Raw genomic sequence first — 26,480 nt, 5'->3', positions numbered from 1 at the left:
TCTAGGACGGGTGGCTTTCATTTTGGGGGGCATCATCGCAAATCTCGTACCAGTCCGGTTTTTCCGAAACAAATTCGTGAAACTGAACTTTCTGCTCTAACCCGGTATCCAGTGCATTTGCTGCGATTGGAAAACTATCTGCTTCTGAAATGATTTCGCCCAAAGATGTCCCGCATTTCGTGCAGAAACACCTGCCGTATTTGTAGGGCGGATCGGGCTGGTGCAGCGTTACGTTTTCCCTGCCCCGAACCCACACCAAGTCTTCTTTGTTGACAAATACGACTGTGCTAGCCCCGGCTTTTCTGCATCTTGAGCAGTGGCAGGTTCCCATCACGGATGGTTGAGACTTCAGGTTAAACTTCACCGCCCCGCACAAACAGCTTCCTTCAATCATCACGCGCTCCTCCAACCTTTCGCGAGAAATAGAACATTACAGGAACATTCAGGGTTTCGCAACGCCTGTGACGGTACAGGCGGCACATGATTTCGTCCTTCGGAAAAGAAAAAAGCCGGGCCATTCGGCCCGGCAGTCCAACAGGGAGGTGCATGTCATAACCCGGACATGCGCGGGTTGGGAGTAACCTAATTATGAGTACAGGGTATCACTTTGATCCAAGTCAATCCACACCCAGTTAAGACACTAGCCTATATCCACCGGATTCTGTGACCAAAAGGCGCGCATTTGACGGATCGGGCTCAATCTTCTGACGCAGGCGGTAGATGTGGGTTTCCAGCGTATGCGTTGTAACACCAGCATTATATCCCCAAACTTCGTGAAGCAGCACATCCCGCGCCACCACGCCGTCGGTCGAGCGGTACAGGAATTTGAGGATGTTGGTTTCCTTCTCGGTCAGGCGGATTTTTCTGTCCTCTTCCGTGATCAGCATCTTCATCGCCGGTTTGAACGTATAGGGGCCAAGTACAAATACTGCGTCCTCGGATTGTTCATGCTGGCGAAGCTGCGCACGGATACGTGCCAGAAGCACCGGGAACTTGAATGGTTTCGAAACATAGTCATTCGCGCCGGCATCCAGGCCCAGGATCGTATCGGCATCGCTGTCATGACCGGTCAGCATCAGGATCGGGCTTTTGACACCCTGTTTGCGCATGAGGCGGCACAGTTCGCGCCCGTCGGTATCCGGCAGACCCACATCAAGAATGACCAGGTCATAGATCGCTTCGCGCGCGCGCTCCATGGCAGAGTGACCGTCTGACGCCTCAAACACGTCAAAGTCTTCGGTCATGACAAGTTGCTCGCTGAGCGCCTCGCGCAGGTCCTCGTCATCGTCCACCAGCAGGATTTTCTTGAGTTGAGCCATTTCCCGGTCCTCCAAACGCTTTTCCATCACTTGCGCGTGGAATATGCAATCAACAAGATTTGCTGCAACCGTTTCACGCCTTCGTGTCAGAGTTCGCGGAAATGTTTCACATTTCCTTTCGAAAGGGCTAGGAGAAAGATTGAGCGTTATAGGGTAACATTGATGAGTCTCATCCCCGATATCACGGAACTTCTCGCCCGGGCCCGGGCCGATCTGCGCATGGGCGTTCCCGTTGCGCTGACCGATGACAGTGGCTTCAGCGTGCTTGCGGTTTCTGCCGAAACGCTCAGCCCGCAGCGTCTGGCCGACCTGAAAAAACTAGGGAATCCGGTGGTGGCCATAACTGGGCGACGCGCTGAAACCCTGAAAGCGCGGGCGTACGACGGGGATCTGGCGCGGGTTTCGATCCCGGCGGATGCAGATATCGCGTGGGTACAGGCGGTTGCTGATCCTTCCGACGATCTGAACGCGCCCATGAAGGGCCCGTTGATGACCGAGCGGCACGGCAATGCCAATCTGCACCGTATCGCAATAGCATTGGCCAAATCCGCGCGCATCCTTCCCGCTGTGGTCGTGGTACCTGTCGAGGACGGCAGGGCATTTGCCGCTTTGCACGGTTTGACCTGCATTGATCACACGCGCGCCACGCCTCATCTGGCGGATCGCAGTACTTTGCACGAAGTCGTCGCGGCCCGCCTTCCGATGGAGGTGTCCGAAGCCGGTCGGTTACACGTCTTCCGACCTGAAGACGGTGGTGAAGAGCACTACGCCGTCGAGATCGGTCGCCCGGACCGCGACAAGCCTGTGCTGGCCCGATTGCATTCTGCCTGTTTCACCGGCGATCTGATGGGAAGCCTGAAATGTGACTGCGGCCCGCAACTCCGCGGTGCCCTGGCACAGATGGGGGCAGAAGGTGCAGGCGTTCTTCTGTATCTGAATCAGGAAGGGCGCGGTATCGGTCTGGCGAACAAGATGCGCGCTTATTTCCTTCAGGATCAGGGTTTTGACACCGTTGAGGCGAACCACAGGCTGGGTTTTGAGGATGATGAGCGTGATTTTCGGCTTGGGTCGGACATATTGAAATCGCTGGGTTTCAACTCTGTCCGCTTGCTGACCAACAACCCGGCCAAAATCGCCATGATGGAACGGACAGGTATCGCAGTAACCGAGCGTGTCCCTCTGAAGGTTGGCGAAACCTCTCACAACCGGGGATACCTGGCGACCAAGGCCAAGAAGTCAGGGCATCTGCTTTGACCCCAAACGATCTTGTTCTAACTCCACGAGGCATCCGGTTTCTTGGCAGGGTGTTCCCCTGTTCCGTGGGCAAAGGCGGGTTGAGCAACGCAAAACGCGAAGGCGATGGCGCGACCCCAACTGGACATCATCGAATCGTCGGCATGCTATACCGGGCCGACCGAATGGCCGCCCCCAGCAAATGGGCCCGCGCCATTGGCCCGCGGGACTTGTGGTCTGACGACGTGTCTGAAAGCAGATACAACCACATGGTCAGCGCACCCTATGCATTCAGCCATGAAAAGTTGCGCCGCGCCGACCCCTTATACGACCTGATTCTGTTAACCGACTGGAACTGGCCAAACGCCGTTCCGGGCAGGGGATCGGCAATTTTTCTGCACCAATGGCGCAGACCCGGCTATCCAACCGAAGGCTGCGTTGCCTTTCGCCGGGACCATCTGCACTGGATATCACAGCGCATTGCCCCCGGAACACGGTTGATTATTCCCGAGGTTTAATTCGTTCGCCAAAGATAGCTGAGCCAACGCGCACATGTGTCGCGCCAATGGCGATGGCCTGTTCGAAATCGTCACTCATCCCCATAGACAATCCGTCAAGCCCGTTGCGCGTTGCGATTTTTGCCAAGAGCGCAAAGTGCAGAGCAGGCTCTTCATCGACCGGAGGAATGCACATCAATCCACGCACGGGCAGATCCAATGACCTGCACTCGGCAATGAAACTGTCCGCGTCCACAGGAAGGATACCGGCCTTTTGGTCTTCCTCGCCGGTGTTGACCTGAATGAACAGGTTCGGGCAGTTTCCCATTTCCTGTGCCAAACGCGCCAGTGTCTTGGCCAGTTTGGGTCGATCTACCGAATGGATCGCGTCGCACAGTTCCATTGCGTGACGGGCCTTGTTGGTCTGCAACGGGCCAATGAGGTGCAGATCAATACCCTCGAACTGTTCTTTGAAAGCGGGCCACTTGCTTGCCGCCTCCTGCACGCGATTCTCGCCAAAACATCTGTGCCCTTGCTCTAGAACTGCCTGCACCCTGTCATTCGGCTGCACTTTGGACACAGCAATCAGTTTGACGGAACCTGCCGGTCGGTTCGACTTGGCTTCGGCTTTGGCGATACGTGCGGTGACGTCTTGCAACGACATGGGACCCTCATCCTGTTTTGCGCAGAAAAACACCAAGTCGGCACAAAAGAAAAGGGCGAGTCCGAAGACCCGCCCTTAAACCTTGCGGTTCAGATCAGCTTAGAAGTTGAACTGAGCACCGAAGTCAGCAACGAAGGTCGAGTCTGTGCAGCTGTCACAGTCGTTGACACCGATACCACCGCGCAGCGATGCACCGCCGCCCAGGTCGTAGATCGCGCCAAGAGCAACCTGCTGAGTATCAGCAGATGCGTTACCGTCGCCGTAAGCGAAGATCAGGGTTGTTGCAGCGCCAACGTTGTAGGTTGCCGACAGACCCCATGCGGTGCCGTCAGTTGCTGCAACCTGAGTTGCGTCGTCTGCAACAAACAGAGTACCGCCGAAGTCACCCCATTCACCACCCAGGGTCAGAACGGTCAGGCTCGGATCGCTTACACCAGCAACACCAGCGTCGGTCTGGCCGTAGGCCAAAGCAGCTGTGATGTTGTTGAAGGTGTAGGTTGCGCTGATGTCCCAACGGTCTGCGTCCATAGGCACGCCGTTCAGAGCTACAGTCGCTTGGTCGTACGATGCACCAAACGAGAAGTCACCAACCGAGTACTGGAAGAACACGGCGTTCGAACCCGAACCGGTCGAAGTGTAGCCCAGGAAGTTGTAGTTAACACCCGAGTACTGACCAGCGAACAGCTCAAGACCAACTTCGTTGCCGTAGTAGTTTGCCAGGTTGTCGAAGGCACCTGCAACGTTACCGGCGTCAACACGCAGGCCACCGTAGATGACCGAGAAGCGTGCACCGTTCAGACCAGCGCGGTTTGCTTCGCCGTTGCCGCTGTTTTCGTCAGCTTGCAGACGAACGCGGCCTTCGAAACGAACGCCACCGTCGGTTTCTGCAGAACCGTCGATGTTCAGACGGAAGCGCGAAACCAGGATCGCGTCGTCAGTTTGAACAACAGCCGTACCAACGCCTGGCGCGGTACCGGTTGTCTGGACGTTTACAACGGTACCGCTACGATCTTCAACGTAACCAATACCAAAGCGGCCATAACCGCTGAAGTTAACTTCAGCTGCTGCAACGCCTGCGGTCGCAATCAGCGCCGTCGATGCGAAGAGAACTTTTTTCATCTTGTTTCCCTCGGTTTCAAAAGAGTTATCTACTCGACATATGCCTCGGCACATGTCTCAGCACGGACACCGTTTCGCTCTTTTTGCCCCCTTTGCGCAAGCTTGGCATAAAGACGTCGGCGTCATTGAGGTCAAATTGGTGCAAGGATGCCACAGTCAGTTTTCGCCCCGATGCAGCTGATACACTTACATTTCAGAAGAATGGGCTTGTTGCAGCGGGGGTCCTTGGCTAGGAGTATCCCCTGAATACTGTAGAACAAGTGAAACAGGACCTGTTTGCAATGCGCCTGCCGACGATTTTGGGAATGATCCTGCTGACCGCTGCTCTTTCGGCATGTGGGCAGAATCGAAACGCTTCGACAACATACTCCCCGAACATCGCTGGCGGCAATTCGGACGAACAAGAGCTGAATGACCCCGATCGGGCAACTATCTGGGATATCTTTGACCGCAGCACCGCCGAGCAGACCACAAACGTAAACCGGTATCTGTGGGCGGCTTCACTGGATGTACTGAGCTTCCTGCCCGTGCAGGAGGTTGATCCGTTTACCGGTGTAATCGTAACGGGTTACGGCACACCTCCGGGCGGCGGCCGATCCTACCGGGCTACTGTTCATATCAGCGATCCGGCGCTTGCCGCGCGCTCGTTGTCGGTAGCGCTTCAATCGAGCGGAGGGGCCCCGGTGAGTGCGGCAACATCCCGCGCAGTCGAGGATGCGATTCTGTCGCGCGCCCGACAGCTACGCATAGCGGACAACAAGTTCTAGCAACCCGCCGAAAATCACAATATTACCACGCCGGGTTCCTACCCGGCGTTTTCATTCACGAAGGACCGCAAAATGTCGCGCTACTCGGCCACCGAAATCGAAGCAAAATGGCAAGAGGCCTGGGACAAGGCCGGGATCTTCACCGCCAACCACAAGGCGGACAAGCCGAAATACTATGTGCTTGAGATGTTTCCCTACCCGTCTGGCCGAATCCATATGGGGCATGTGCGCAACTACACGATGGGTGACGTCATCGCGCGGCACAAATTGGCGACGGGTCACAACGTGCTGCACCCGATGGGCTGGGATGCATTCGGGATGCCTGCGGAAAATGCCGCGATGGCTATCGGGGGTCATCCGAAGGACTGGACCTACAGCAACATCGCAGACATGCGCGATCAGATGAAACCACTTGGCCTGTCCATCGACTGGTCACGTGAGTTCGCGACCTGCGACCCCGAGTATTACGGCCAACAACAGGCGCTGTTCCTCGATATGCTTGATGCCGGGCTGGTCTATCGCAAAAACGCTGTGGTGAACTGGGACCCGGTCGATATGACCGTTCTGGCCAACGAGCAGGTTGAAAATGGTCGTGGCTGGCGTTCGGGCGCATTGGTAGAGCGGCGCGAACTGACCCAGTGGTTCTTCAAGATCTCGGACTATTCCGAAGAATTGCTGGACGCGCTGGACACTTTGGACAACTGGCCCGCCAAGGTGCGCCTGATGCAGGAGAACTGGATCGGCAAGTCGCGCGGTCTGCAATTCGGCTTTGAACGCACTGATGGCGGAGAGCCGATCACCGTTTATACAACCCGCCCCGACACGCTGCTGGGCGCATCTTTCGTTGGCATCTCGCCCGATCACCCGATCGCAAAACAGCTTGAGGCCGAAAACCCCGAAGTGGCTGAATTTGTGGCCGAATGTCGCAAAGGTGGCACCACGGAAGAAGCCATCGAAACTGGCGAAAAGCTGGGCTTTGATACAGGCATCAAGGTCAAGCACCCGCTGGACCCGAGCTGGGAACTGCCGGTCTGGATCGCCAATTTCATCCTGATGGATTACGGCACTGGCGCAATCTTTGCCTGCCCTGCGCATGACCAGCGCGATCTCGACTTCTGCCGCAAGTACGGCCTGCCTGTGGTCGATACCTTCTTTGCGCTGGATGACGACGCGCCGGTCGACAAAATTGCATTCGTCCCGCCGAAAACCGAGAAAGTTCGCTGGGTGAACCATTTTGCAGGTTTGACCGAGGCGACAGGTGACGAGGCGATCAACGCCACCGTCGATTTTGCTGAAAAAGCCGGTTGGGGCGAGGGTGTCACCAAATACCGTCTGCGCGACTGGGGCCTCAGCCGTCAGCGCTATTGGGGGTGTCCGATTCCCGTCGTGCATTGCGAAAGCTGCGGTGTGGTGCCCGAGAAGAAAGAAAACCTGCCGGTCCGCCTGCCCGACGATGTGACATTCGACAAACCCGGCAACCCGCTGGATCGACACCCGACCTGGCGCGATTGCGCCTGCCCGTCTTGTGGCGCACCGGCCAAGCGCGAGACCGACACGATGGATACCTTCGTCGATTCGTCGTGGTATTTCGCCCGTTTCACCGCTCCGCGTGCGGAAACACCCACCGATCTGGCCGAGGCCGAATACTGGATGAATGTCGACCAGTATATCGGCGGCATTGAACACGCGATTCTGCACCTGCTGTATTCACGCTTCTTCGCGCGGGCGATGAACCTCACCGGTCACTTGCCCCAAAAGGCCATCGAGCCGTTCGACGCGCTGTTCACACAAGGCATGGTGACGCATGAGATCTACCAGACGCGCGACGCCAACGGCCGCCCGGTCTATCACCTGCCCGAGGATGTGACCGACGGCAAACTGGCCGATGGTACTGAGGTCGAAATCATCCCTTCGGCCAAGATGTCGAAATCCAAGAAAAACGTGGTCGATCCAGTCAGCATCATTTCGGCCTTTGGCGCCGACACGGCCCGCTGGTTCGTGTTGTCCGATTCGCCACCCGAGAGAGACGTGGAATGGACGGCGGCAGGAGCCGAAGCCGCCTATAAGCATCTGAATCGCGTTTGGAATCTGTGTGACAGGATCGGTACCATGGAGGCCAATGCAGCGGGCGAAGGCGATGAGGACCTGTTGCGCGAGATGCACAAAACCATCCGCGACGTGACATTGGGTGTCGAAAGCTTTGGTTTCAACGCCGCCATAGCCAAGCTTTATGCTTTCACTAATACGCTGGCAAAATCCAAGGCCGGTGCGGCGGCTCAGAAACAAGCGATCAAAACACTGGCCCAGTTGATGTCACCGATGACACCACATCTGGCGGAAGATATCTGGGCGCATCAGGGTGGTGAGGGCCTTGTGGCCGTCGCCCCGTGGCCCGTCGCGGATGAGGCGATGCTGGTTGATGACACCGTCACCCTGCCGATCCAGATCAACGGCAAGCGTCGCGCGGAAATCAGCGTTCCGAAAGATATGGACAAAGCCGAGGTTGAAAATATCGCGCTCAGCACCGAAGCTGTCCAAAAGGCGCTGGATGGCAACGCGCCGAAAAAAGTGATCGTTGTTCCGGGCCGGATTGTGAATGTCGTTGTTTGATCGCAGAACATTGCTTGTGATGCCGCTGGTACTGGCTGCCTGCGGCTTCCAACCGGTTTATGCTCCGGGCGGGTCAGGCTCAGCCTTGTTCGGTCGGGTGGCGGTATCTGCGCCAAATACCGTCGAAAGCTATCTTCTGGTTCAAAACCTTGAACACCAACTGGGCCGCAGCGCGGGATCTGTCAGCGATTACACTCTGGATGTTCAGGTCTCGACCGAAACCCGCGGCGCGGCCATAACCACGACGAACGAGACAACGCGGTACACGATTGATGGACGGGCGCAATACGCGTTGAAATCCAACGAAACCGGGCAAGTCGCGGCGTCCGGCACCGTAACCGATTTTGTGGGCTATTCTGCTTCGGGCTCTACCGTGTCGACGCTGGCTGACGAACGCGATGCGAAAGAACGCCTGATGGTAATCCTGTCCGGGCATATCGTGAACCGCCTGTATTCTACGCCGGGCTTGTCCAAATGAAGTTGAGCCCGCGCGAGGCTGACGGGTATTTCGCCAAGCCGGATGCGGACAAGACCGGGCTGCTGATCTATGGTGCGGATGCAATGCGGGTGGCGCTTAAGCGGCAACAGGTTCTGGCCGCACTGCTTGGTCCCGGTGCGGAAGAGGAAATGCGCCTGACCCGCCTGCCGGGCGGTGATTTGCGCGGCGATCCGGCGTCGCTGCTGGACGCGGTCAAGGCGGTTGGGTTTTTCCCTGGCCCGCGCGCGGTGTTTGTGGAAGACGCCACGGAAACAGCCGCGCCTGCGATTCTGGCCGCGCTTGAAGATTGGACCCCCGGCGACGCTCAGATCATCGTGACGGCTGGTCAGCTGAAACCAAATTCGAAAATCCGCAAAGCATTCGAGGGGCATCCCGCCGCCTATGCGATAGGCATTTATGACGACCCGCCATCGCGCGCAGAGGTCGAGCGGGTTCTGGCCGAAGCACATCTGAAAAACATCCCCCGCGATGTCATGTCTGCCATCAGCGAACTGGCCAACAGTCTCAGCCCTGGTGACCTCACCCAAACCGTTGAAAAACTGTCGCTTTACAAGCGCGGTGACAACTCTGAGCTGACAATGGAAGACATCGAAGCCTGCGCCCCGCGTTCGACCGAGGCGGCGCTTGACGATGTGCTGAACGTGGTTGCCGAAGGCCGCGCCGGAGAGATCGGGCCGCTGATCCGGCGGTTGCAGGCTCAAGGCACCAACGGGGTAACTCTGTGCATTGGGGCGACCCGGCATTTCCGCACACTTTATGCCTGCGCCTCGGATCCGGGTGGTGCTGCGCAGGGTATCGGTAAGTTGCGCCCGCCGGTTTACGGGAAACGCCGTGACCGTATTCTGCGTCAGGCACAGGGCTGGGGGGCGCCCAAGCTGCAAACTGCTCTGACCGTTCTGACGGATACCGACCTCTCCCTGCGATCCGCCGGACAGACAGCCCCCTCAATGGCTCTGGTTGAGCGTGCTATGATTCGTCTGGCGATGCTTGCGCGGTCGCGCTGAGTTATCTGACCTGATCCAGCCTATCGGCAGCGGCCCGACCGGCCCAGCGACCCGTGGCAAGACAGGCCGTCAAAAGATAGCCCCCGGTTGGCGCTTCCCAATCCAGCATCTCACCTGCGCAGAATACAGCCGGAATGGTTTTCAGCATCAACCCGTCATCCAACGCGGATCGTTTCACGCCGCCTGCCGTCGAAATGGCCTCATCCATCGGTCGCAGCCCCGCGTGCAGGATTAGCAGTTTCTTGAGAACCTCCACTTCGCCGGGCAGCGGCAACTGACTGCGTTTTGCCATCTCGTGAAACACGGCAATCTTCTGCGGTGACAGGTTCAACGATTTTCTCATCCATTGCGAAAACGTGGTTTTCGACTTTCTGGACGACCATCTCGCCCGCAAGGATTGCAGGTCCAGATCAGGTGCCAGATCGACATAAAGTGGCTGCCCATTGCGCAAAGCAGGGGTGAGGGTGTAAAGCCCGCCTCCCTCCAGCCCGGTTGCCGAGATTGCGGCCTCGCCGCGGCTATCCTGGTCACCGGCCATCCACCGAACCGATTTCAGCGCCGCCCCGAAATGTGGCTGCATATGAGGGCTCCAGTCCACCGACAGGGCTGAATTCGCAGGTTCGAACCGTGCCAGTTCCACGCCCCTGCTGGACAAGATTTGCGCCCACTGACCATCCGACCCAAGGCGGGCCCAGCTTGCCCCGCCCAGCGCCAGAACGGTTACAGAAGCAATCAGGTTTTGCGGCCCGTCCGGGGTCTCAAATACCAGCGCATCAGCTTCCCAACCTTTCCATCGCCAACGGGTTTTGATCTCAACCCCTGCTGCGTCCAGTCGCGCAAGCCATGCGCGCAACAAGGGCGACGCCTTCATGGTCTCGGGAAAAACCCGCCCGGTGGAGCCCGTGAATAATGTCTGGCCCAATCCACGCGCCCAGTGCTGCACGGCTTGCGCATCAAAGGCGGTGATCATCGGGCACAACCAGTCCGCCGCATTGGCATACGACCGCATCAGTGTCTCAGGCGGTTCGTCCTTTGTCAGGTTCAGCCCCGATTTACCTGCCATCAGAAATTTGCGCGCAACCGAGGGCTTGGCTTCGGCAACCAGTACGGAATGCCCGGCCTCGGCCAGTTGCTCGGCCGCCATCAACCCTGCGGGGCCTGCTCCGATCACCACTGCCTGCGCCATTCGCACCCTCTTGCCTTCGCCATCCATCGGCGCAAGTTTCAAACCATCATGGCGAACAACGATCCGATCTGCCCGCTCTGCGACCGCCCAATCCCCAGCGGGGGTGGCAGCCTGCATCATCTGATCCCAAAACTCAAAGGAGGCAAGGGCGGACCCACCGTCCTTCTGCACCAGATTTGCCACAAAGAAGTGCATGCCACTCTGACCGAGGCCGAACTGGCGCGCAGTTACAACACGGTCGCAGCCTTGCGCGCGCATCCCAGGCTTGAGAAATTCCTGATCTGGGTGCGTAAACGCCCACCCGGATTTCGGTCGAAAGTTCCGGGCAAGCGACGCAACAGGTGATCAGCCAGGCAGGACCGGATCGCCAAAGGCGTCTTTCAAAGGTGCGGCCAACCCCTCGACTTCTATTCCCTGGTAATCCGGTACGGGCGCAAACTGCGCACCCGCAAGATGCTGGAACTCCAATGTCGTATACGGTCGCTTCCACAACCATTCGCGATTCTCGACGGCCCACAAATCGGGGTTTGGAGGGGTTTCGTCGGTAAAGGCGTAGAAATGCAGATCAAAGCCATGGGGGGCCACCTCCTGCATCGACAGCAAGGACATACCTTGCGCGCGCCAAAACGCGTCCTCACCCGCAATATCACCGGTTCGAAGGGTTATCTGACCGATCCGGGCTTGCGCAAACGGAGCATCCGGATCTGCAACCTGCACCGGTTTGTTACCTTCGAAATCATGTTGCAGCAATTCGACGACAAACCCTTCGGGATCAGCCAGATGGCACATATACCCGATATCCAAAAACTGGCTCGGCGTGCTTACCGCAGTACCCAGCGCGCGCAGATGCGCTGCCGCAAGATCGACATCAGGAACGGTAATTCCGATCTTCCAATATCTTTGGCCCCGGTCATGGGTGTATCCCCCACCACCCGGCAACAGCAGAAGGTCCGCATCTTCCGAGTTGTAGCCGACGCGGCAACCTGACCCCTGCCGGTCAACCCGCATACCCAGAACGTCGCGATAGAATAGGGCCAGTCCTTCCGGGTCAGCGACCCGCAACCGAACGGCCGAAATCCTCATGAACACATCCTTGCGATATCCCTGGCGACAACGGGGTCAGCGTTCACGCTGTCTGCCACAAAGTCACGCGCGGTTTGCATCAGATGATCGGGCTCGACGATCCGGTCAACCAGACCAAAGTCATACGCCTCTTGCGCGGTGATCTTCTGACCTGCCATCAGGATCAATTTGGTTCTGGCCGGGCCCACCAAAGCCGCCAGCCGTTTCGGATCGGACGGTTGCGGCAGGAACCCCAGCTTCATCACCGGATAAAAGAACTTGGCTGTTGGCACCGCAATGCGAAGGTCACAGGCCAAAGCCATGCCATTGGCCCCGCCAGCCAAAGTTCCGTTCAACGCGGCAATGGTCAGACAGGGCAATGCGGCGATGGCACCGGACAGTCTTTCCCAGACGTCAGAGGTGGCCAGACCGGCGCGCGCCTCGTCCAGATCGGCCCCCGCGCTGAACACTTTGCCCGCGCCCGTCAGGATCAGCGCCCGCGCGCTGGTTGCGGCCTCGGCAATCCCGACCAGTTCATTCAGCATCGCTCCGGTCAGGGCGTTTGCCTTTTCGGGATTGTTGATCGTAACGACCCACAGGCCATCCTCTTTCCTCAGGTCGATCATATCAACCCAACCCTTTTTCGGATGTCTTCCAGACGCAGCGAGATTTCCGTTCCCAAATACTCATCCGCGTCCTTGGAACACATCCACAACAAGGCACGTGCTGGCCAGTCTGCGGGAATATGCGCGTCCCAGTCCAGTTGACTGACCGGATTGATGCCGCTTGCCTTGATGGACCGCTGCATATCCGTGGCAACCGTCCCCGGCGACAGCCCCATGGCGCGAATACCGTGTTGGGCTTCTTCCAGATGCAGGCATTCCGTCAGCATTTTTGCCCCGGCCTTTGACGCGCAATAATGGCTCCACGCCTCAACCGGGTTGGACGCCGCGCCGGACGAGACGGTCAGAATGCTTCCGCCCCCGGCGGCCCGCATCACCGGCAATGCCGCACGCATCCCGTAGAAAACACCTTTGAGGTTGATATCGATGGCTTTGCTCCAGGCCTCAGGATCGGCGTTTGTAAGATGAAAGATTGGATCGATCACACCGGCATTGCCAATCAGAACATCCAGCCCACCGAACCGATCCACACATGTGGCCACAGCCTGCTCGACCTGCGCGAAATCGCTGACATCGCAGGCCAGCGCGATGGCCTGATCACCCAGTTCAGCGGCCAAGGCATCAATCTGATTTCGGCTGCGGGCCACTAATGCGACATTGGCCCCGGCTGCGGCAAAAACGCGCCCCGCTTCGGCCCCGATGCCACGGCTGGCCCCGGTTATCAGAACTGTTTTCCCCTGCATTTGCCTCTCCTCACGTATTGTTGTTGATCCCGGCCACAGCCGTAACGCGGAAACGGGGAAATGGTCCAGCCCTTGCCCCCTTGACGATAGGTGCCACAACCCCGACCATGCGCCGCAAATTGATCAAGAAGGGTTACCTTATGTCCGTTTTCTTCCACCGCAGCTGCGGTGCTGTTCTGGCTTACGCCGTTGCGACCCAGGGCGCGTTCGCCGACCTTACTGCAAATGATGTCTGGTCCGACTGGCAAAGCTATTTCACTTCAATGGGCTACACCGTTACAGGTGACGAAAGCATCACCGGTGACGTCACCACTATTTCGAACATGACACTTTCTTTGACCTTTCCGGAAGAAGACGGGCAGTTCCAGATGGTCATGCCTGAAATGACGCTGACCGAAAATGGTGACGGAACCGTTACCATCGGACTGCCCGAAAGCTTTCCCATGGATGTCACGGGAAAAGCCGATGATGAAGAGTTTGCAGCCAAAGTGATTTATTCGCACAGCCAACTGAACATGGTTGTTTCGGGTACACCCGAAGACATGACCTATGACTACACTGCTGACAAACTGGGCATTTCACTGGATTCGATTGAAGTCGATGGCGAACCGCTGCCGAACGAGGTTTTCAGCATCGCGGTCGAGGCAGGTGATCTGGCCGGTCGGTCGCGGATGCAAATAGGCGAACACCGAAACATCACCCAGACATTCAACAGCGATACACTGACCTATAACCTGAACTTTCAGGATCCGGAAAACGGTGAAAGCGGGCTGATCAATGGCCAACTGGGCCAACTGGCCTTTGAAGGCGAAAACGTGATCCCGCTGGATTTTGACATGTCTGATCCGCAGGCGTTTTACCAAGCGGGTTTCGCCTTTGATGGCACGTTTACCTATGCATCCGGCAGCACCGACCTGAGCGGGACCAGCGAAGGCCAGGCGTTCTCGATGAACAGCACCTCGGAGGGTGGGCGCTTTGCCGCCAGCATCGACGCCGAGCGTATCGCCTATGACATCGCGCAGAACAGCACCAAACTGGCGGTTACAACAGCAGACCTGCCATTCCCGATCGAGTTGTCCATGGCCAGCGCAGGGTTGAATTTCGAATTCCCGATCCAGCAATCGGACGAAATACAGCCCTTTGCCTTTGGCCTCAACATGACCGATTTCACCATGTCTGATGTCCTGTGGGGCATTTTTGACCCGGCAGGCGCGCTGCCCCGCGATCCGGCGACAATTGCGCTGGACACGACCGGCACGGCAAAAGTTCTGATGAACATCTTCGATCCAGAAATCGACGTCGAGTCGGACGAAGCTCCGGGTGAGCTGCATTCGCTGAAAATCAGCCAGCTTCTGGTTTCGTTGGTCGGTGCCAAACTGACCGGTGATGGCGATTTCGCCTTCGACAATTCGAACACAGAAGAGTTTGGGGGAATGCCCAGCCCAAGCGGCGTGGCAAACCTGAAACTTGTTGGCGCCAATCAGCTGATCGATACGCTGATCGGCATGGGCCTCATTTCGGACGACGATGCGCTGGGCGCGCGGATGATGATGGGTCTGATGGCTGTCCCCGGCGATGAGCCTGACACCCTGAACTCGACCATCGAATTCACGGAAGACGGTCAGATTTTGGCGAATGGCCAGCGTATCAAGTGATACCTATCTGAAAGGGCCGCGCAGTGCGGCCCTTTCCATTCCTGTGAACCTTGTGCCAAACCCGGTAGCGGCATGGATTTATCCCGATCCACACAGCACAATCCGGTCACAGGTCTTGCGGGGCGGGCGGTGCAAGGCTAGGTCCTTGGCAATCAACCTGGAGACCTCATGACCCGCACACCAGAAGAAATCAGCCAACAATTGCTCGATGTTGCTCGCCGGGCAGGCGCAGAGGCAGCAGATGCCATCGTTCTCGAAGGGTCCTCGGTCTCGGTCGATGTGCGGGGCGGCGCACTGGAACATGCGGAACGCTCTGAAGGCGCCGATCTGGGTTTGCGCGTGTTTCTGGGTAAACACTCAGCCATTGTGTCCAGCTCTGACAGCCGCCCGGAAACCCTTGCGGCGATGGCCGAACGCGCCGTGGCCATGGCAAAAGAGGCGCCCGAGGACCCCTATTCCGGGCTGGCGGACAAAAGCCAACTGGCCAGTGACTGGGATATTCAGTCACTGGAATTGCTGGACACTGCCCCGGCCCCGTCCGCGGAAAGCCTGATGCAGGATGCGCTGGCCGCCGAGGCCGCAGCACTGACAGTAAAAGGCGTCACGCAGGTGTCGGATGCTGCTGCAAGCTACGGAACGCACCGGGTGCATCTGGCGGCTACAAACGGGTTTTCCGGTGGGTATGAGCGCAGCAGCCGATCCATCTCATGTGTTGCGATCTCGGGTGAAGGCACCGGGATGGAGCGCGACTATGACGGTGACAGCCGGACGTTTCAATCCGACCTGCGCGACGCGGCTGAGATTGGGCGCACCGCAGGGGAACGCGCTGTGCAACAGGTTGGCGCGCGCAAACCTGCGACCGGCAGTTTCCCGGTGTTGTTTGATGAACGTATCTCGTCTTCGCTGATCGGGCATCTTCTGGCCGCCAGCAATGGGGCCGCTATTGCGCGGGGCGCGTCTTGGCTCAAGGATTGTCTTGGGCAGGATGTTCTGCCCGCGCATCTGTCGCTGATCGAAGATCCGCACCGCCCGCGCATCTCAGGCTCGCGCCCATTTGATGCAGAAGGCCTGCCAACGCAGCGCCGGGTGATCGTGGAAAACGGTGTCCTGACAGGATGGACGCTGGATCTGTCGAGTGGCCGCAAGCTGGGCATGGACTCTACAGGCAACGCTGCGCGCGGTGTGTCCGGCCCACCCTCGCCCAGCAACTGGAACCTGAGCCTGACGCAAGGGGCCCGCAGTCGCGAAGATCTGCTGCGCGATATGGGAACCGGTTTGCTGGTCACTTCCATGATCGGATCGACGATCAACCCCAATACAGGCGACTATTCCCGTGGTGCATCAGGGTTTTGGGTCGAAAACGGTGTGATCACGCATCCTGTCAACGAATGCACCATCGCAGGTAATCTGCGTGATATGTTGCGGCGGATCATTCCCGCCAATGACGCGCGCCCATATTTGTCGCGCGTGGTCCCGTCGCTGTTGATTGAAGGAATGACACTTGCCGGCAACTGATCTGCCCCTTCTGATTGAGGCCGCGATTGAGGCCGGCAAGATCGCTACACGCTATTCCGGAACGCAAGCACAGCGTTGGGACAAACCTGGTGGCGCCGGTCCGGTGACCGAGGCCGATCTGGCCGTCAACGCGATGCTGGAAGAAAAGCTGTGCGCTGCGCGGCCAGGCTATGGCTGGCTCAGCGAGGAATCCGAGGATTCGCCCGAGCGCTTGGACCGCAGCAACGCCTTTATCGTCGATCCGATTGACGGCACCCGCAGCTTTACCGAAGGCGCGCGCACCTGGGCGCATTCGCTGGCCATTGCAGTCGATGGCATTGTAACTGCCGCTGTAATCTACCTGCCGATGCGCGACTTGCTTTATGCCGCGGCGCAGGGTCAGGGCGCCACTCTCAACGGGCAAAAGATCACGACATCAAAAACGCCTGAGCTATCGCAATCTCAGGTTCTGGCCGCCAAACCAAATCTGGACGCACAGCACTGGCGCAATCAGAATGGTCCAGCCTTCCGCCGCGCATACCGTCCCTCGCTTGCCTATCGCATGGCGCTGGTCGCGCAGGGGCGGTTCGATGCCATGCTGACCCTTCGCCCCAGCTGGGAATGGGATATTGCCGCTGGCGATCTGATCATCCGAGAGGCGGGCGGCGTCTGTTCAGACCGTTTGGGTCAACCGCTGATCTTCAACAATGCCCACCCCAGGCTGAATGGCGTAATCGCCGCCAGCACCGCGATCCACGGGCAACTGTGGGCTCAGCTGGACCCGATCGGGCCCGGAATCGGCGCATGAGAAAACCGCGCTCATTAAGCCTTGCCGCTTATCGGGTGCTGTCCTGGAGAATGCGGAACGGCGTTGGTGTAAAAACCGACCTGCCACGCCCCGAAGGCGAGGTCGTGTGGATGCACGTCGCCACGCCAGACCGCCTGCGGGCGGTGAGTGATTTTTGCCGCCGGTTGCTTCAGTCCCGATCCGAGCTGCACTTTCTACTGACCGCCCCGCCGGACGCGGATCTGTCTGCCTGGCCGGAATGCAGCTTTCCCCTGATCAACCTGCCTCAGGAACAGAGCGGGGCCGCGCGTGACTTTATCGAATACTGGCGCCCAGGTATCGGGATTTGGTTCGGTGGTGATCTGATGCCCAACATCATAACCCGAGCTGATGAACAGGCCGTACCCTTGGTGTTGTTCGACGCCCAATTTACCGTTGCACTGTCCCGGAACGCGCGCTGGCTGCCAGACATAACCAGAGTGACCTTTAGCTGCTTTCGCAAGATACTGACTGCAAATTCTGAAACCGCCCGGCACATCCGGAGACTTGGCATCCCGTTTTCAACAGTCGAAGAATCGCCACCTTTGCGCATCAGCCCAAATCCAAGACCTTGGCCAGAAGACGAGCTGATCGAAACCAACCACACGCTGGCAGGGCGGCCTGTTTGGCTGGCTGCCTGGGTGCAGGACAAAGAGTTCATTTCGGTTCTGACAGCACATCGTCAGGCATTGCGCCTGTTGCACCGGCTGGTTCTGGTACTTCACGTCGCCGACGTTCACGAGGCTGCCCCCCTAAAACGGCGGCTGGAGACGATGGATTTACGCTGTGTCAACTGGGACGATGGTGGCTTGATCGAAGACAGCACGCAGGTCGTTCTGACTGCCGACCCCGAAAATCTGGGGTTGTGGCACCGGGTGTCGGCAGTGACGTTCATGGCCAGTTCACTGGAACGCGGCGCAGGTGGTCAGGACCCGTCCGACGCAATCGCGCTGGGGTCCGCCATAATTTCTGGACCATTCGTGCATCGCCATCACGAGCTTTACGCCCACCTTCAACAGGCAGGGGCAGCCAATGAGGTCAAGTCAGCAACCGAGTTGGGCGATGCCGTCGTACAGCTTCTGGCACCAGACCGCGCCGCTGACATGGCTTTGGCTGGATGGCAGATAATCACCGAAGGTGCGCCGCAGGCAGACACCCTCATCGAAATGGTGCAGGATATTCTGGACCAGCGGAGCGCAGATCATGCGGGCACCTGATTTCTGGAACACTCCTCCGGACCAGCCGGATCTGAGGGCGCGGCTGCTGACCCCGCTGGGGCGCTTATATGCCGCAGCGACAGCCCGCAGGATTGCCTCGAAATCAGGGGAAAATCCCGGTGTGCCCGTGATCTGCATCGGCAATCTGAATGCAGGTGGAACCGGGAAAACGCCCACCGTCATCTGGACCATCGAACAACTGGGTAATGCCTGGCACAAACCGCATGTCGTGACGCGAGGACATGGCGGGTCACTGGAAGGCCCGGTGCAGGTCGATCCGGGCAGGCACACCGCCGCCGAGGTGGGGGACGAGCCGCTGTTGCTGGCGATGTTTGCCGAGGTCTGGGTTGCCAAGGATCGGGCGGCGGGCGCGCGTGCAGCGGCCGCAGCGGGGGCAACAGTGATCGTTCTGGATGATGGCTTTCAGAACCCTTCGGTCGCCAAGGATTTCTCGATTATCGTTGTGGACGCCCAGCGCGGATTTGGAAACGGCTTATGCCTGCCAGCCGGTCCATTGCGAGAGCCCGTCGATACCGGCCTGCAACGGGCCGATCTTGTACTGTCCTTGGGGGAAGAGGCGGCACAAAAGGTATTTGCCAACAACTGGAAAGGCCGGTTGACCGTTCCTCATGTCACCGGGGCAGTCGAACCCCTGCAAACCGGTATGGATTGGTCGGAAACGCGTGCGTTGGCGTTTGCAGGCATCGGCTATCCCGAAAAGTTCTTCCAAACCCTGCGGCGGCTGGGTGTGGATCTGGTACGGGCCGAGGCGTTGGACGATCACCAGCCGTTGACACAAGCCCTAATGACCCGACTGGAAAACGAGGCGCGTTTGCTGGGCGCTCAGATGGTCACCACCGAAAAAGACGCCGTTCGCCTGCCCCCCGCTTTCCGAAGCAAGGTGATCACTTTGCCGGTTCGGCTTCAGATTTCAGACGCCGACAGGGTCAGGGACATGCTTTTGAAAGCCGCCCCTTCACCAAAGTAAACCAGGCTGGCCCCCGGCGGGGCCAGCTGGGGTCGAGTCAGCTGCCGAGCTCAGCTTCAATCAGCTTTTTGAAGTCCGCGTAGGACTGATTGTCGACTTTCTTGCCATTCACGATGAAGGACGGGGTCGCCTGAATTCCATCGCGTTCAGCGTTTTCCTGATACCATGCGGCCAATGTTCGCGCCTTGGTGCCATCCTGCAAACAGGCCTCAAGCTGGTCGCCATCAATACCTGCCAGACGACCGATCTTGCGCAGTTCATCGACGATCTCGGCCGGACCTCCTGCGCGCGTCCATTCTGCCTGACCTTCATAGATCAGATCGGTGATGCCAAAGAATTTCTCGGGACCGGCGCAGCGGGCCACCATCGACGCCCACAGTCCGTAGCGATCAAAATAGACCTCACGATAGGTGAACTTGACCTTACCAGTATCAATGAAATCCTTCTTGAGCTGTTTATACGCGCTCTTGTGGAAATTCGCGCAATGCGGGCAGGTGTAGGATGCGTATTCGATGATTTCGACAGGCGCGCCCTCGGCGCCCTGAACCATGTCAATGATGGTGGATGTATCCAGGTCCGCCTCTTGCGCCTCGGCGGCACTGACCAGCGGAAAACTTGTATTGGAATTTGACAGCGACACCCAATAGCCGCCAGCGGCCACGGCGACGGCCGCACAGATTACGGTTGCAATACGGCTCATTCTCAGCCCTTTCTCAGCGTTTCTGTTTGGATAAAACGTTGCGCCCAAGACGTTCAAGGGCCGCGCGCAAATCTTCATCATTTACACTGCGTGACACTTTGTCTGCCTCGGCAGCAATTTCAGGTGCAATCTCGGGTTTTGCTTGCTTCGGTTTATGGTCGAAACTGGCCTGCCCCTCGGCAAATCCGGTCGGAGCGGTCTGAGTAATGCGGACACGGCTGATGGCATTGTAACCGTAAACCGCGTTCACTTTACCACGCAGCTGTTCCTTCTGCATTTCCAGCATCGGGGCCTGCGGACCTGTGGTCAGAACGGTCAGAGTCGCGCCGAAACCACCTTTGCCATAGCCGACACTGACTGGGCGCGCGATGGCGGCGGTATCCTGACCCACGATCTCGGCCCAATGGGTCAACAGACGTGACACAGCAAAGCCCCGGCTTTCCCCGGCGCGCCTGATCTGGTCATTCAGCAAAGACGCGGTGCGCTTGAACCCGCGGGTTGACGAACGTCTGCGTTGCATCTGGTTTCCAACTCCTGCACCGCTATTGTAGTAGGCAGAACACCGGGTGCCAGCGAAACCTGACAGGGAGACGAATAAAACTTGCGTGATTCCTTTGAATTCACCGTCAGCGCTGCGCTTCTGGAGTGGTATGACCACAACGCTCGCGCCATGCCATGGCGCACAGGACCGGCAGAGCGCGCCGCCGGGGTACGCCCTGCCCCCTATCGGGTCTGGTTATCCGAAGTGATGTTGCAACAGACGACTGTAGCAGCGGTGCGGGATTACTTTCTGCGCTTCGTGACACGTTGGCCTACGGTTCAGGCGCTGGCCGCCGCGCCGGATGAGCAGGTCATGGGGGAATGGGCCGGCCTTGGGTATTACGCGCGTGCGCGCAACCTCTTGAAGTGCGCCCGCGTTGTGACGCGGGATCACAATGGTCAGTTCCCCGAAACTTATGGTGCGCTGCTGAATTTACCCGGCATCGGCCCTTATACAGCTGCGGCAATCTCGGCCATCGCCTTCGATCAGCCTGAAACGGTTCTGGACGGCAATGTCGAACGCGTCATGGCCCGATTTTACGACATCCACGCGCCGCTGCCCGGCTCGAAACCCTTGCTGAAGGAAAAAGCCTCGGCGCTGACACCTTCTAATCGGCCCGGTGATTACGCTCAGGCGGTCATGGACTTGGGGGCCACAATTTGTACACCGAAATCCCCGGCATGTGGCATTTGCCCGCTGCGCGATCCATGCCAAGCGCGGCTTGCGGGAACACAGGCTGATCTTCCCCGAAAAACACCGAAAAAGCCCAAACCCACCCGTCACGGTCACGTTTACATCGCGCGCATGCCAGATGGGGCCTTGCTGCTCGAGCGCCGACCGGACAAGGGTCTGCTGGGCGGAATGCTGGGCTGGCCCGGATCGGAGTGGGCTGACGATCCGGTCGAGCACCCCCCGCTTGCGGCAGATTGGAAGATGGTGTCGGGCGAGGTGCGCCACACTTTTACGCATTTTCATCTGATTTTAAGAATCTGGACCGCAGAAACCACCGGTCAAGATGCTCCCGATCATCTAATCGCAGTGGGAAAGCACAGCTTCAAACCCAGCGACCTGCCCACGGTGATGCGCAAAGCCTATGATCTGTGGAAAGGACAATAAGACCGCTGTGCATTCCCTGGCCTCGCGGCTAGGCTGTCCCCATCTAGTAGGAGCACCAGAGATGAGCGCAACAGTCTCGTTGGCACGCTGGCAATCGGCATCACCCTTCTGGGTGTCCCTGCTGTTGATCCCACTGATCTGGTTCACTGCTTTCGCGGGCGGATGGTGGGTTCTGCTGATCCCGATCTCGACCTGGTGGGTCTTTGCCGTGCTGGACCGGATCACCGGGCTCAACGTGGGAAATGCGGACCCTGAGACGCCAGACGACGCTCTTCAACGGTATATCCTGCTGACCAAGCTTTGGGCACCCCTTCAGTTCCTTACCCTGTTTGGCCTGATCTGGTACGCGAGCCACGGCAGTCAGCTTTCGACGCCTGAGAAAATCGGCCTGTTCTTTGGCATGGGTGTTATCACGGGTACGGTCGGTATCAATTACAGCCACGAGCTGATGCATCAGAAAAGCCGTTGGGAACGCTGGCTGGGCGATATCCTTCTTGCCATGGTGCTCTATTCTCATTTCCGGTCCGAGCATCTGCTGGTCCATCACCGTCATGTGGGCACGCCACGCGATCCGGTGACGGCGCGATACAACGAAGGGTTTCACCGCTTTTACCCTAGGGTGTTGCGGCAAAGCCTGGTCTCGGCCTTCAACGCCGAACGCGGAAAACTGGCCCGCAAGGACCGCCCCTGGACCGACCGCTCCAACCCGTTCTGGCGGTATTGGGCGTTGCAAGGGGGAATGCTGGCACTGGCGGCGCTGGTCGGAGGATGGTCCGGTCTGGCCCTGTTTCTGTTGCAGGCCGGTGTCGCGATCTGGCAGCTGGAACTGGTCAACTACGTTGAACATTACGGGTTGACTCGGAAACATCTGGGCGACGGGCGGTATGAGCACGTCCTGCCCCGACATTCCTGGAATGCCTCGCAGAAAGCTTCAAACTGGTTGCTGATCAATCTGCAACGCCATTCGGATCACCATTACAAACCAAACCGCCGGTTCCCGCTGCTTCAACACCACACGCCCGAAACGGCACCGCAACTGCCCTATGGCTATCCCGTCATGACTGTGGCTGCGATGATCCCACCGCTGTGGCGACGGGTCATGAACCCACGGGTCCGGGATTGGCGGCGTCAGTACTACCCCGAGATCACCGATTGGCACGCCTATAACAAGGCCCTGAACCCCGCACCTGATGCGTAACCGATGCACCGCCCGGCCCATCAGGCTCGGCGCTTTGGGTACTGTTCTGGCGAGGTGTAAGGTCTTCAGCCTTTCATCACCCAGATATCCATCGGTGTTTCCACGCCGCGCACAGATTGATCGGTAAGCTCTGCAAAACCAGTCATGGCGACAGGCGCAGACTGGTTTTCCTCTGCAATCCGCGCGCGCACGGCATCGCTGACCACGATACGCGCCTGTAAATCACGCGTCAGCGCCTCGAGCTTGGCCGCGACGTTGACGGCATTCCCGATGACCGCGAATTCAAGCCGGTTCGCACCAATGTCGCCCAGCACGACCGAGCCATAGTGCACCCCAATCCCGACGCGGATTTCAGGCTCTCCCGCCCGGCGGCGGTCCAGATTCCATCGGTCGATCACGCTGACCATCGCGCGCGCACATCCCAGCGCGTTGCTTGCGTCCAACGGCGTGGGCACCGGGGTGCCAAAGGTCGCCATCAGCCCATCCCCCAGATACTTGTCCAGGGTCCCGTGGTGACGAAAAACCTCGGTTTCCATGCGGGCGTGAAAGCCCCGCAGCACTTCGATCACATCATAGGGGTCACGACCGGCGGCGTATTTCGTGAATCCGACGATGTCGATGAACAGAACGGCCACATTCTCTTTTCGGACCTGTTTCAGCGGCTCGTCATTCTGGCTCAGCTCCTCTACCACGTTGGGCGAGAAATAGCGTGACAGGTTGGCCCGTTCCCGTTCCAGCCCTGCATTGCTCATCAATAGCCGGTTCAGCCGTTGCATCGAAAGGCCCAAAGTCACGGCCACCATCATGAACACGATTGCCTGCTGGATGCGCTGAGGCGCCATGAAACTGTTCGGATCCAGAAGCTCGGCAACATCCGGGTAGTCTTGCAAAGCGGTCGCAACTTTTTCGCTGATCCCGGGAATGGGCGTTGCGACCCACCAGGCAACGATCCACCCGATCGTCCACATCATCGCCGTCCAGGTCCCGATGGCGATCACGGTCCGCCAGGAATAGGCCAATGTGCCTGCCGCCAGAATGATGAAGAAGTACTGAAAGTTGTCGAACCGGTATTGCATGGCCAATGGCCTGACATCATCGCTGAAGGGATTGGGTACGATCATCCCAAGTGTCATGATCAGCAGGTCGACGAAAATCAAAAACAACTCGCCCCGCGATTGCCCGACACGACCTGCACGGCGGATCAACCACCCGTTGCCGCAGATCAGCAGCAGAATGAAGTGATACCAAAGCACCTCCCATTGCGGGTTCAGAAAAACCAGCAGCACCGCAGTCAGCGCCATCGCCACCCATCGCGCACGCACAGCCAATTCCAGACCCTCGCGCTTGTGCCGTTCCAACGCGGCCTCGGTATATTTGTTGTCCAGATCAAACGCATCGGGCTGGGTGAAAAACAGGCTTCGGCGGGGCTGTGCGGTCGTCTCGGTCATGGCCGTGGTCTTTCTTGCGGAGGCTAGGCAGCCTTATGCAATCACTGTTGAAGGCAAAACAAAAGACCCCGCCGGTTGATCGGCGGGGCAAGGCATAGTGCCATGTGTCAGGCCACAGGCACCGGCGGTGTTCGTGAATTCAGTTGTGCATCTCTGCGCGGATCTGTTGCCGCAAGATGTCAATCGGTACGGTCTTGCCGTCCCGCTTGAAGCACCAGTATGTCCAGCCGTTGCAGGACGGGGCGTTTTCCAGATGCGCGCCGACCTGATGGATTGACCCTTTGACATTGTCACCCACCAGCGTTCCATCCGCACGCACCTTTGCCTTGTGGCGCTGGTTCATGGAATAAAGCTCTTCACCCGGGCGCAACATCCCGCGTTCGACCAGTTGGCCGAATGGCACGCGTGGCTCGGCACGTTTGCTGGCACTGACTTCCAGAGCTTCGCGATCAAACTTGCGGACCTTGGCGATGCGTTTTTCAGCCACCTTGCGATAGCTTTCCTCTCGCTCGATACCAATGAACTCGCGCCCCAGCATCTTGGCGACGGCCCCGGTGGTGCCGGTGCCAAAGAACGGATCCAGCACCACATCGCCAGGGTTGGTCGAGCCGACCAGCACGCGGTGCAACAGCGATTCCGGTTTTTGCGTCGGATGCGCCTTGTCGCCGTTTTCATCCTTGAGCCGCTCATGCCCGGTGCAGATCGGCAGCACCCAGTCGCTGCGCATTTGCACACCCTCGTTCAGGGCTTTCAGCGCCTCATAGTTGAAGGTGTATTTCGCGCCTTCGCGCTTGGACGCCCAGATCATCGTCTCATGCGCATTGGTGAACCGTTTGCCGCGGAAATTCGGCATCGGGTTCGACTTACGCCACACAACGTCGTTCAGAATCCAGTATCCGGCGTCCTGCAGCGCTGACCCCACGCGGAAAATGTTGTGATAAGACCCGATCACCCAGATCGCACCATTGGGTTTCAGCAGACGATGCGCCGCCTTCAGCCATTCGCGCGTAAACTGGTCATACGCCCCGAAGCTTGCGAACTGATCCCAGTGATCATCCACCGCATCGACCTGGGAATTATCCGGACGATGCAACTGACCTTTCAATTGCAGGTTATACGGCGGGTCCGCAAAAATCAGATCCACTGACGCCTCGGGCAGACTGTTCATCACATCGATGCAGTCCCCGGATAGAATCGTGTTTAAAGGGAGCGCTCTTGCGCCCTTTTTGGTGGTTGTTGTCATATCACTGCCTCAAGTGTCCACGGCGCTTTTGCGCTCATTTGGTTGAGACAAGGATGAGTCAAAGTCGATTCGCCGTCAAATTCTTTTTTGAATCAGCAGCTTACGATTTACTCTTGATACAAGATATTGTGCACCGGTTTGAACGAACGCCTATGGTGTGGGGTCACGCCAAGATTTCGCAGCGCTTCCTTGTGTTGTTTTGACGGATAGCCTGCGTTGGTTTCCCACCCATAACCCGGATGCTGTTGCGCTAAATCCACCATCACCTGATCGCGCCAGTTTTTCGCCAGGATCGAAGCAGCCGCGATCGACACCGATCGTGCATCGCCCTTCACAACGGCCTGTGACGGAATTCTCAGACCCTGCGGTATCAGGTTGCCATCAATCAGCACAAAATCAGGTGCCGAGGTCAACGCCTCCACCGCGCGCATCATCGCCAAGTGCGACGCCCTCAGGATATTGACCTCATCAATTTCGGCGACAGAAGCTTCGGCTACCGCGAACTCAGCAGTGTTTCGAATCTCAGCGTCCAGCGCAGCCCGGCGTTTTGCGGTCAGCTTTTTTGAGTCATTCAGGCCATCAGGAAAGTGCTGCGGGTTCAGAATCACGGCGGCAGCCACAACCGGCCCGGCCAATGGGCCGCGCCCGACCTCATCCACACCTGCGATACGGATGTGGCCCATGTCCAGTAGCGCCTGCTCAAGTTCGAAAGTCGGCATTGTCATGCC

General features: G+C 58.4%; 27 protein-coding genes. 14 read left to right on the top strand and 13 right to left on the bottom strand.

Annotated features, from left to right (window positions below):
* Window position 1: 1 nt before the first annotated feature.
* Together ACR0CE_RS15250 and ACR0CE_RS15245 are read right to left on the bottom strand one after the other, a co-directional pair.
* Window positions 2-394, bottom strand: a complete 393-nt coding sequence (locus ACR0CE_RS15250) for a GFA family protein (RefSeq protein WP_267364337.1) — start codon at window positions 392-394, stop codon at window positions 2-4.
* A gap of 238 nt (window positions 395-632) precedes the next feature.
* Window positions 633-1,319: a response regulator transcription factor gene (locus ACR0CE_RS15245; protein ID WP_171724917.1), complete on the bottom strand. Its 687-nt coding sequence runs from the start codon at window positions 1,317-1,319 to the stop codon at window positions 633-635.
* Between the two features lie 162 nt (window positions 1,320-1,481).
* Here ACR0CE_RS15245 and ribA point away from each other — a divergent pair, with 162 nt between their 5' ends.
* Both ribA and ACR0CE_RS15235 read left to right on the top strand, forming a co-directional pair.
* Window positions 1,482-2,573, top strand: coding sequence for a GTP cyclohydrolase II (ribA, locus tag ACR0CE_RS15240; protein ID WP_480539617.1), 1,092 nt, complete (start codon window positions 1,482-1,484; stop codon window positions 2,571-2,573).
* Window positions 2,570-3,070, top strand: a complete 501-nt coding sequence (locus ACR0CE_RS15235; protein ID WP_480833097.1) for a L,D-transpeptidase family protein — start codon at window positions 2,570-2,572, stop codon at window positions 3,068-3,070. The genes ribA and ACR0CE_RS15235 overlap by 4 nt, the downstream gene beginning before the upstream one ends.
* Here the strand turns inward: ACR0CE_RS15235 and ACR0CE_RS15230 are convergent.
* Together ACR0CE_RS15230 and ACR0CE_RS15225 are read right to left on the bottom strand one after the other, a co-directional pair.
* Window positions 3,054-3,713, bottom strand: a complete 660-nt coding sequence (locus ACR0CE_RS15230; RefSeq protein WP_480833096.1) for a YggS family pyridoxal phosphate-dependent enzyme — start codon at window positions 3,711-3,713, stop codon at window positions 3,054-3,056. The genes ACR0CE_RS15235 and ACR0CE_RS15230 overlap by 17 nt on opposite strands.
* Before the next feature lie 99 nt (window positions 3,714-3,812).
* Window positions 3,813-4,832, bottom strand: a complete 1,020-nt coding sequence (locus ACR0CE_RS15225) for a porin (RefSeq protein WP_480484112.1) — start codon at window positions 4,830-4,832, stop codon at window positions 3,813-3,815.
* Between the two features lie 281 nt (window positions 4,833-5,113).
* Here ACR0CE_RS15225 and ACR0CE_RS15220 point away from each other — a divergent pair, with 281 nt between their 5' ends.
* The 4 genes from ACR0CE_RS15220 to holA all read left to right on the top strand — a co-directional run bounded on the left by ACR0CE_RS15220 (window position 5,114) and on the right by holA (window position 9,712).
* Window positions 5,114-5,599 (top strand): DUF3576 domain-containing protein, encoded by a 486-nt coding sequence (locus ACR0CE_RS15220; RefSeq protein WP_480484184.1) that lies wholly within the window; start codon window positions 5,114-5,116, stop codon window positions 5,597-5,599.
* Between the two features lie 72 nt (window positions 5,600-5,671).
* Window positions 5,672-8,209, top strand: a complete 2,538-nt coding sequence (leuS, locus tag ACR0CE_RS15215; RefSeq protein WP_480833095.1) for a leucine--tRNA ligase — start codon at window positions 5,672-5,674, stop codon at window positions 8,207-8,209.
* Window positions 8,196-8,687, top strand: coding sequence for an LPS assembly lipoprotein LptE (gene lptE / locus ACR0CE_RS15210; RefSeq protein WP_267364334.1), 492 nt, complete (start codon window positions 8,196-8,198; stop codon window positions 8,685-8,687). Before leuS ends, lptE begins: the two co-directional genes overlap by 14 nt.
* On the top strand, window positions 8,684-9,712 hold the full coding sequence (gene holA, locus ACR0CE_RS15205) for a DNA polymerase III subunit delta (RefSeq protein ID WP_480833094.1): 1,029 nt from the start codon (window positions 8,684-8,686) through the stop codon (window positions 9,710-9,712). The genes lptE and holA overlap by 4 nt, the downstream gene beginning before the upstream one ends.
* 1 nt (window position 9,713) lies before the next feature.
* Here the strand turns inward: holA and ACR0CE_RS15200 are convergent, their stop codons facing one another.
* Window positions 9,714-10,898, bottom strand: coding sequence for a TIGR03862 family flavoprotein (locus ACR0CE_RS15200; protein WP_480833093.1), 1,185 nt, complete (start codon window positions 10,896-10,898; stop codon window positions 9,714-9,716).
* Window positions 10,899-10,946: 48 nt separating this feature from the next.
* Between ACR0CE_RS15200 and ACR0CE_RS15195 the strand changes: the two genes are divergently transcribed.
* Window positions 10,947-11,243 carry an HNH endonuclease gene (locus tag ACR0CE_RS15195; protein ID WP_209599595.1) on the top strand — a complete coding sequence of 99 codons (297 nt, stop codon included), beginning with the start codon at window positions 10,947-10,949 and terminating at the stop codon, window positions 11,241-11,243.
* On the opposite strand, the gene ACR0CE_RS15190 is transcribed toward ACR0CE_RS15195, so the two are convergent.
* Genes ACR0CE_RS15190 through ACR0CE_RS15180 form a run of 3 tightly spaced genes read right to left on the bottom strand, consistent with a single transcriptional unit; the run spans window position 11,244 to window position 13,326 of the window.
* On the bottom strand, window positions 11,244-11,981 hold the full coding sequence (locus ACR0CE_RS15190; protein WP_480833092.1) for a VOC family protein: 738 nt from the start codon (window positions 11,979-11,981) through the stop codon (window positions 11,244-11,246).
* A complete protein-coding gene (locus ACR0CE_RS15185) occupies window positions 11,978-12,586 on the bottom strand; it encodes an enoyl-CoA hydratase/isomerase family protein (protein ID WP_480539629.1) in 609 nt (202 codons plus the stop codon). The genes ACR0CE_RS15190 and ACR0CE_RS15185 overlap by 4 nt, the downstream gene beginning before the upstream one ends.
* A complete protein-coding gene (locus tag ACR0CE_RS15180) occupies window positions 12,583-13,326 on the bottom strand; it encodes an SDR family oxidoreductase (protein WP_480539630.1) in 744 nt (247 codons plus the stop codon). Before ACR0CE_RS15180 ends, ACR0CE_RS15185 begins: the two co-directional genes overlap by 4 nt.
* 107 nt (window positions 13,327-13,433) lie before the next feature.
* On the opposite strand from ACR0CE_RS15180, the gene ACR0CE_RS15175 reads away from it, so the two are divergent.
* The 5 genes from ACR0CE_RS15175 to lpxK all read left to right on the top strand — a co-directional run bounded on the left by ACR0CE_RS15175 (window position 13,434) and on the right by lpxK (window position 19,506).
* Window positions 13,434-14,981: a DUF2125 domain-containing protein gene (locus ACR0CE_RS15175; RefSeq protein ID WP_480833091.1), complete on the top strand. Its 1,548-nt coding sequence runs from the start codon at window positions 13,434-13,436 to the stop codon at window positions 14,979-14,981.
* Between the two features lie 168 nt (window positions 14,982-15,149).
* The gene (locus ACR0CE_RS15170) at window positions 15,150-16,496 is read left to right on the top strand and encodes a TldD/PmbA family protein (protein ID WP_480833090.1); all 1,347 of its coding nucleotides are present in this window, start codon (window positions 15,150-15,152) and stop codon (window positions 16,494-16,496) included.
* Entirely contained in the window at window positions 16,483-17,283 is an 801-nt protein-coding gene (locus ACR0CE_RS15165; RefSeq protein ID WP_480833089.1) for an inositol monophosphatase family protein, read from the top strand. Before ACR0CE_RS15170 ends, ACR0CE_RS15165 begins: the two co-directional genes overlap by 14 nt.
* A complete protein-coding gene (locus ACR0CE_RS15160; protein ID WP_480833088.1) occupies window positions 17,280-18,518 on the top strand; it encodes a 3-deoxy-D-manno-octulosonic acid transferase in 1,239 nt (412 codons plus the stop codon). Before ACR0CE_RS15165 ends, ACR0CE_RS15160 begins: the two co-directional genes overlap by 4 nt.
* Complete coding sequence (gene lpxK, locus ACR0CE_RS15155) at window positions 18,505-19,506, top strand: tetraacyldisaccharide 4'-kinase (protein WP_480488582.1); 1,002 nt, start codon at window positions 18,505-18,507, stop codon at window positions 19,504-19,506. Before ACR0CE_RS15160 ends, lpxK begins: the two co-directional genes overlap by 14 nt.
* Before the next feature lie 37 nt (window positions 19,507-19,543).
* Here lpxK and ACR0CE_RS15150 read toward each other — a convergent pair whose 3' ends face one another.
* Window positions 19,544-20,206 carry a DsbA family protein gene (locus ACR0CE_RS15150; protein ID WP_267365070.1) on the bottom strand — a complete coding sequence of 221 codons (663 nt, stop codon included), beginning with the start codon at window positions 20,204-20,206 and terminating at the stop codon, window positions 19,544-19,546.
* A 13-nt stretch (window positions 20,207-20,219) separates the two neighbouring features.
* Window positions 20,220-20,726 carry a DUF721 domain-containing protein gene (locus ACR0CE_RS15145; RefSeq protein WP_480484125.1) on the bottom strand — a complete coding sequence of 169 codons (507 nt, stop codon included), beginning with the start codon at window positions 20,724-20,726 and terminating at the stop codon, window positions 20,220-20,222.
* 81 nt (window positions 20,727-20,807) lie between these two features.
* Between ACR0CE_RS15145 and mutY the strand changes: the two genes are divergently transcribed.
* On the top strand, window positions 20,808-21,863 hold the full coding sequence (mutY, locus tag ACR0CE_RS15140) for an A/G-specific adenine glycosylase (protein ID WP_480833087.1): 1,056 nt from the start codon (window positions 20,808-20,810) through the stop codon (window positions 21,861-21,863).
* A gap of 61 nt (window positions 21,864-21,924) precedes the next feature.
* Window positions 21,925-23,061, top strand: a complete 1,137-nt coding sequence (locus ACR0CE_RS15135) for an alkane 1-monooxygenase (RefSeq protein ID WP_480833086.1) — start codon at window positions 21,925-21,927, stop codon at window positions 23,059-23,061.
* A gap of 65 nt (window positions 23,062-23,126) precedes the next feature.
* On the opposite strand, the gene ACR0CE_RS15130 is transcribed toward ACR0CE_RS15135, so the two are convergent.
* The 3 genes from ACR0CE_RS15130 to ACR0CE_RS15120 form a co-directional block, all read right to left on the bottom strand.
* Window positions 23,127-24,509 (bottom strand): adenylate/guanylate cyclase domain-containing protein, encoded by a 1,383-nt coding sequence (locus ACR0CE_RS15130; protein WP_480506438.1) that lies wholly within the window; start codon window positions 24,507-24,509, stop codon window positions 23,127-23,129.
* Window positions 24,510-24,648: 139 nt separating this feature from the next.
* Complete coding sequence (locus ACR0CE_RS15125) at window positions 24,649-25,752, bottom strand: DNA methyltransferase (RefSeq protein ID WP_480484129.1); 1,104 nt, start codon at window positions 25,750-25,752, stop codon at window positions 24,649-24,651.
* Between the two features lie 107 nt (window positions 25,753-25,859).
* Complete coding sequence (locus tag ACR0CE_RS15120; RefSeq protein WP_480555014.1) at window positions 25,860-26,477, bottom strand: ribonuclease HII; 618 nt, start codon at window positions 26,475-26,477, stop codon at window positions 25,860-25,862.
* Window positions 26,478-26,480: the final 3 nt, after the last annotated feature.

The sequence above is a fragment of the Ruegeria sp. L11 genome (genome assembly GCF_056531755.1).
Note: the sequence above shows the minus strand (reverse complement) of the source record. Positions and strands in the feature narration are given on the sequence as shown.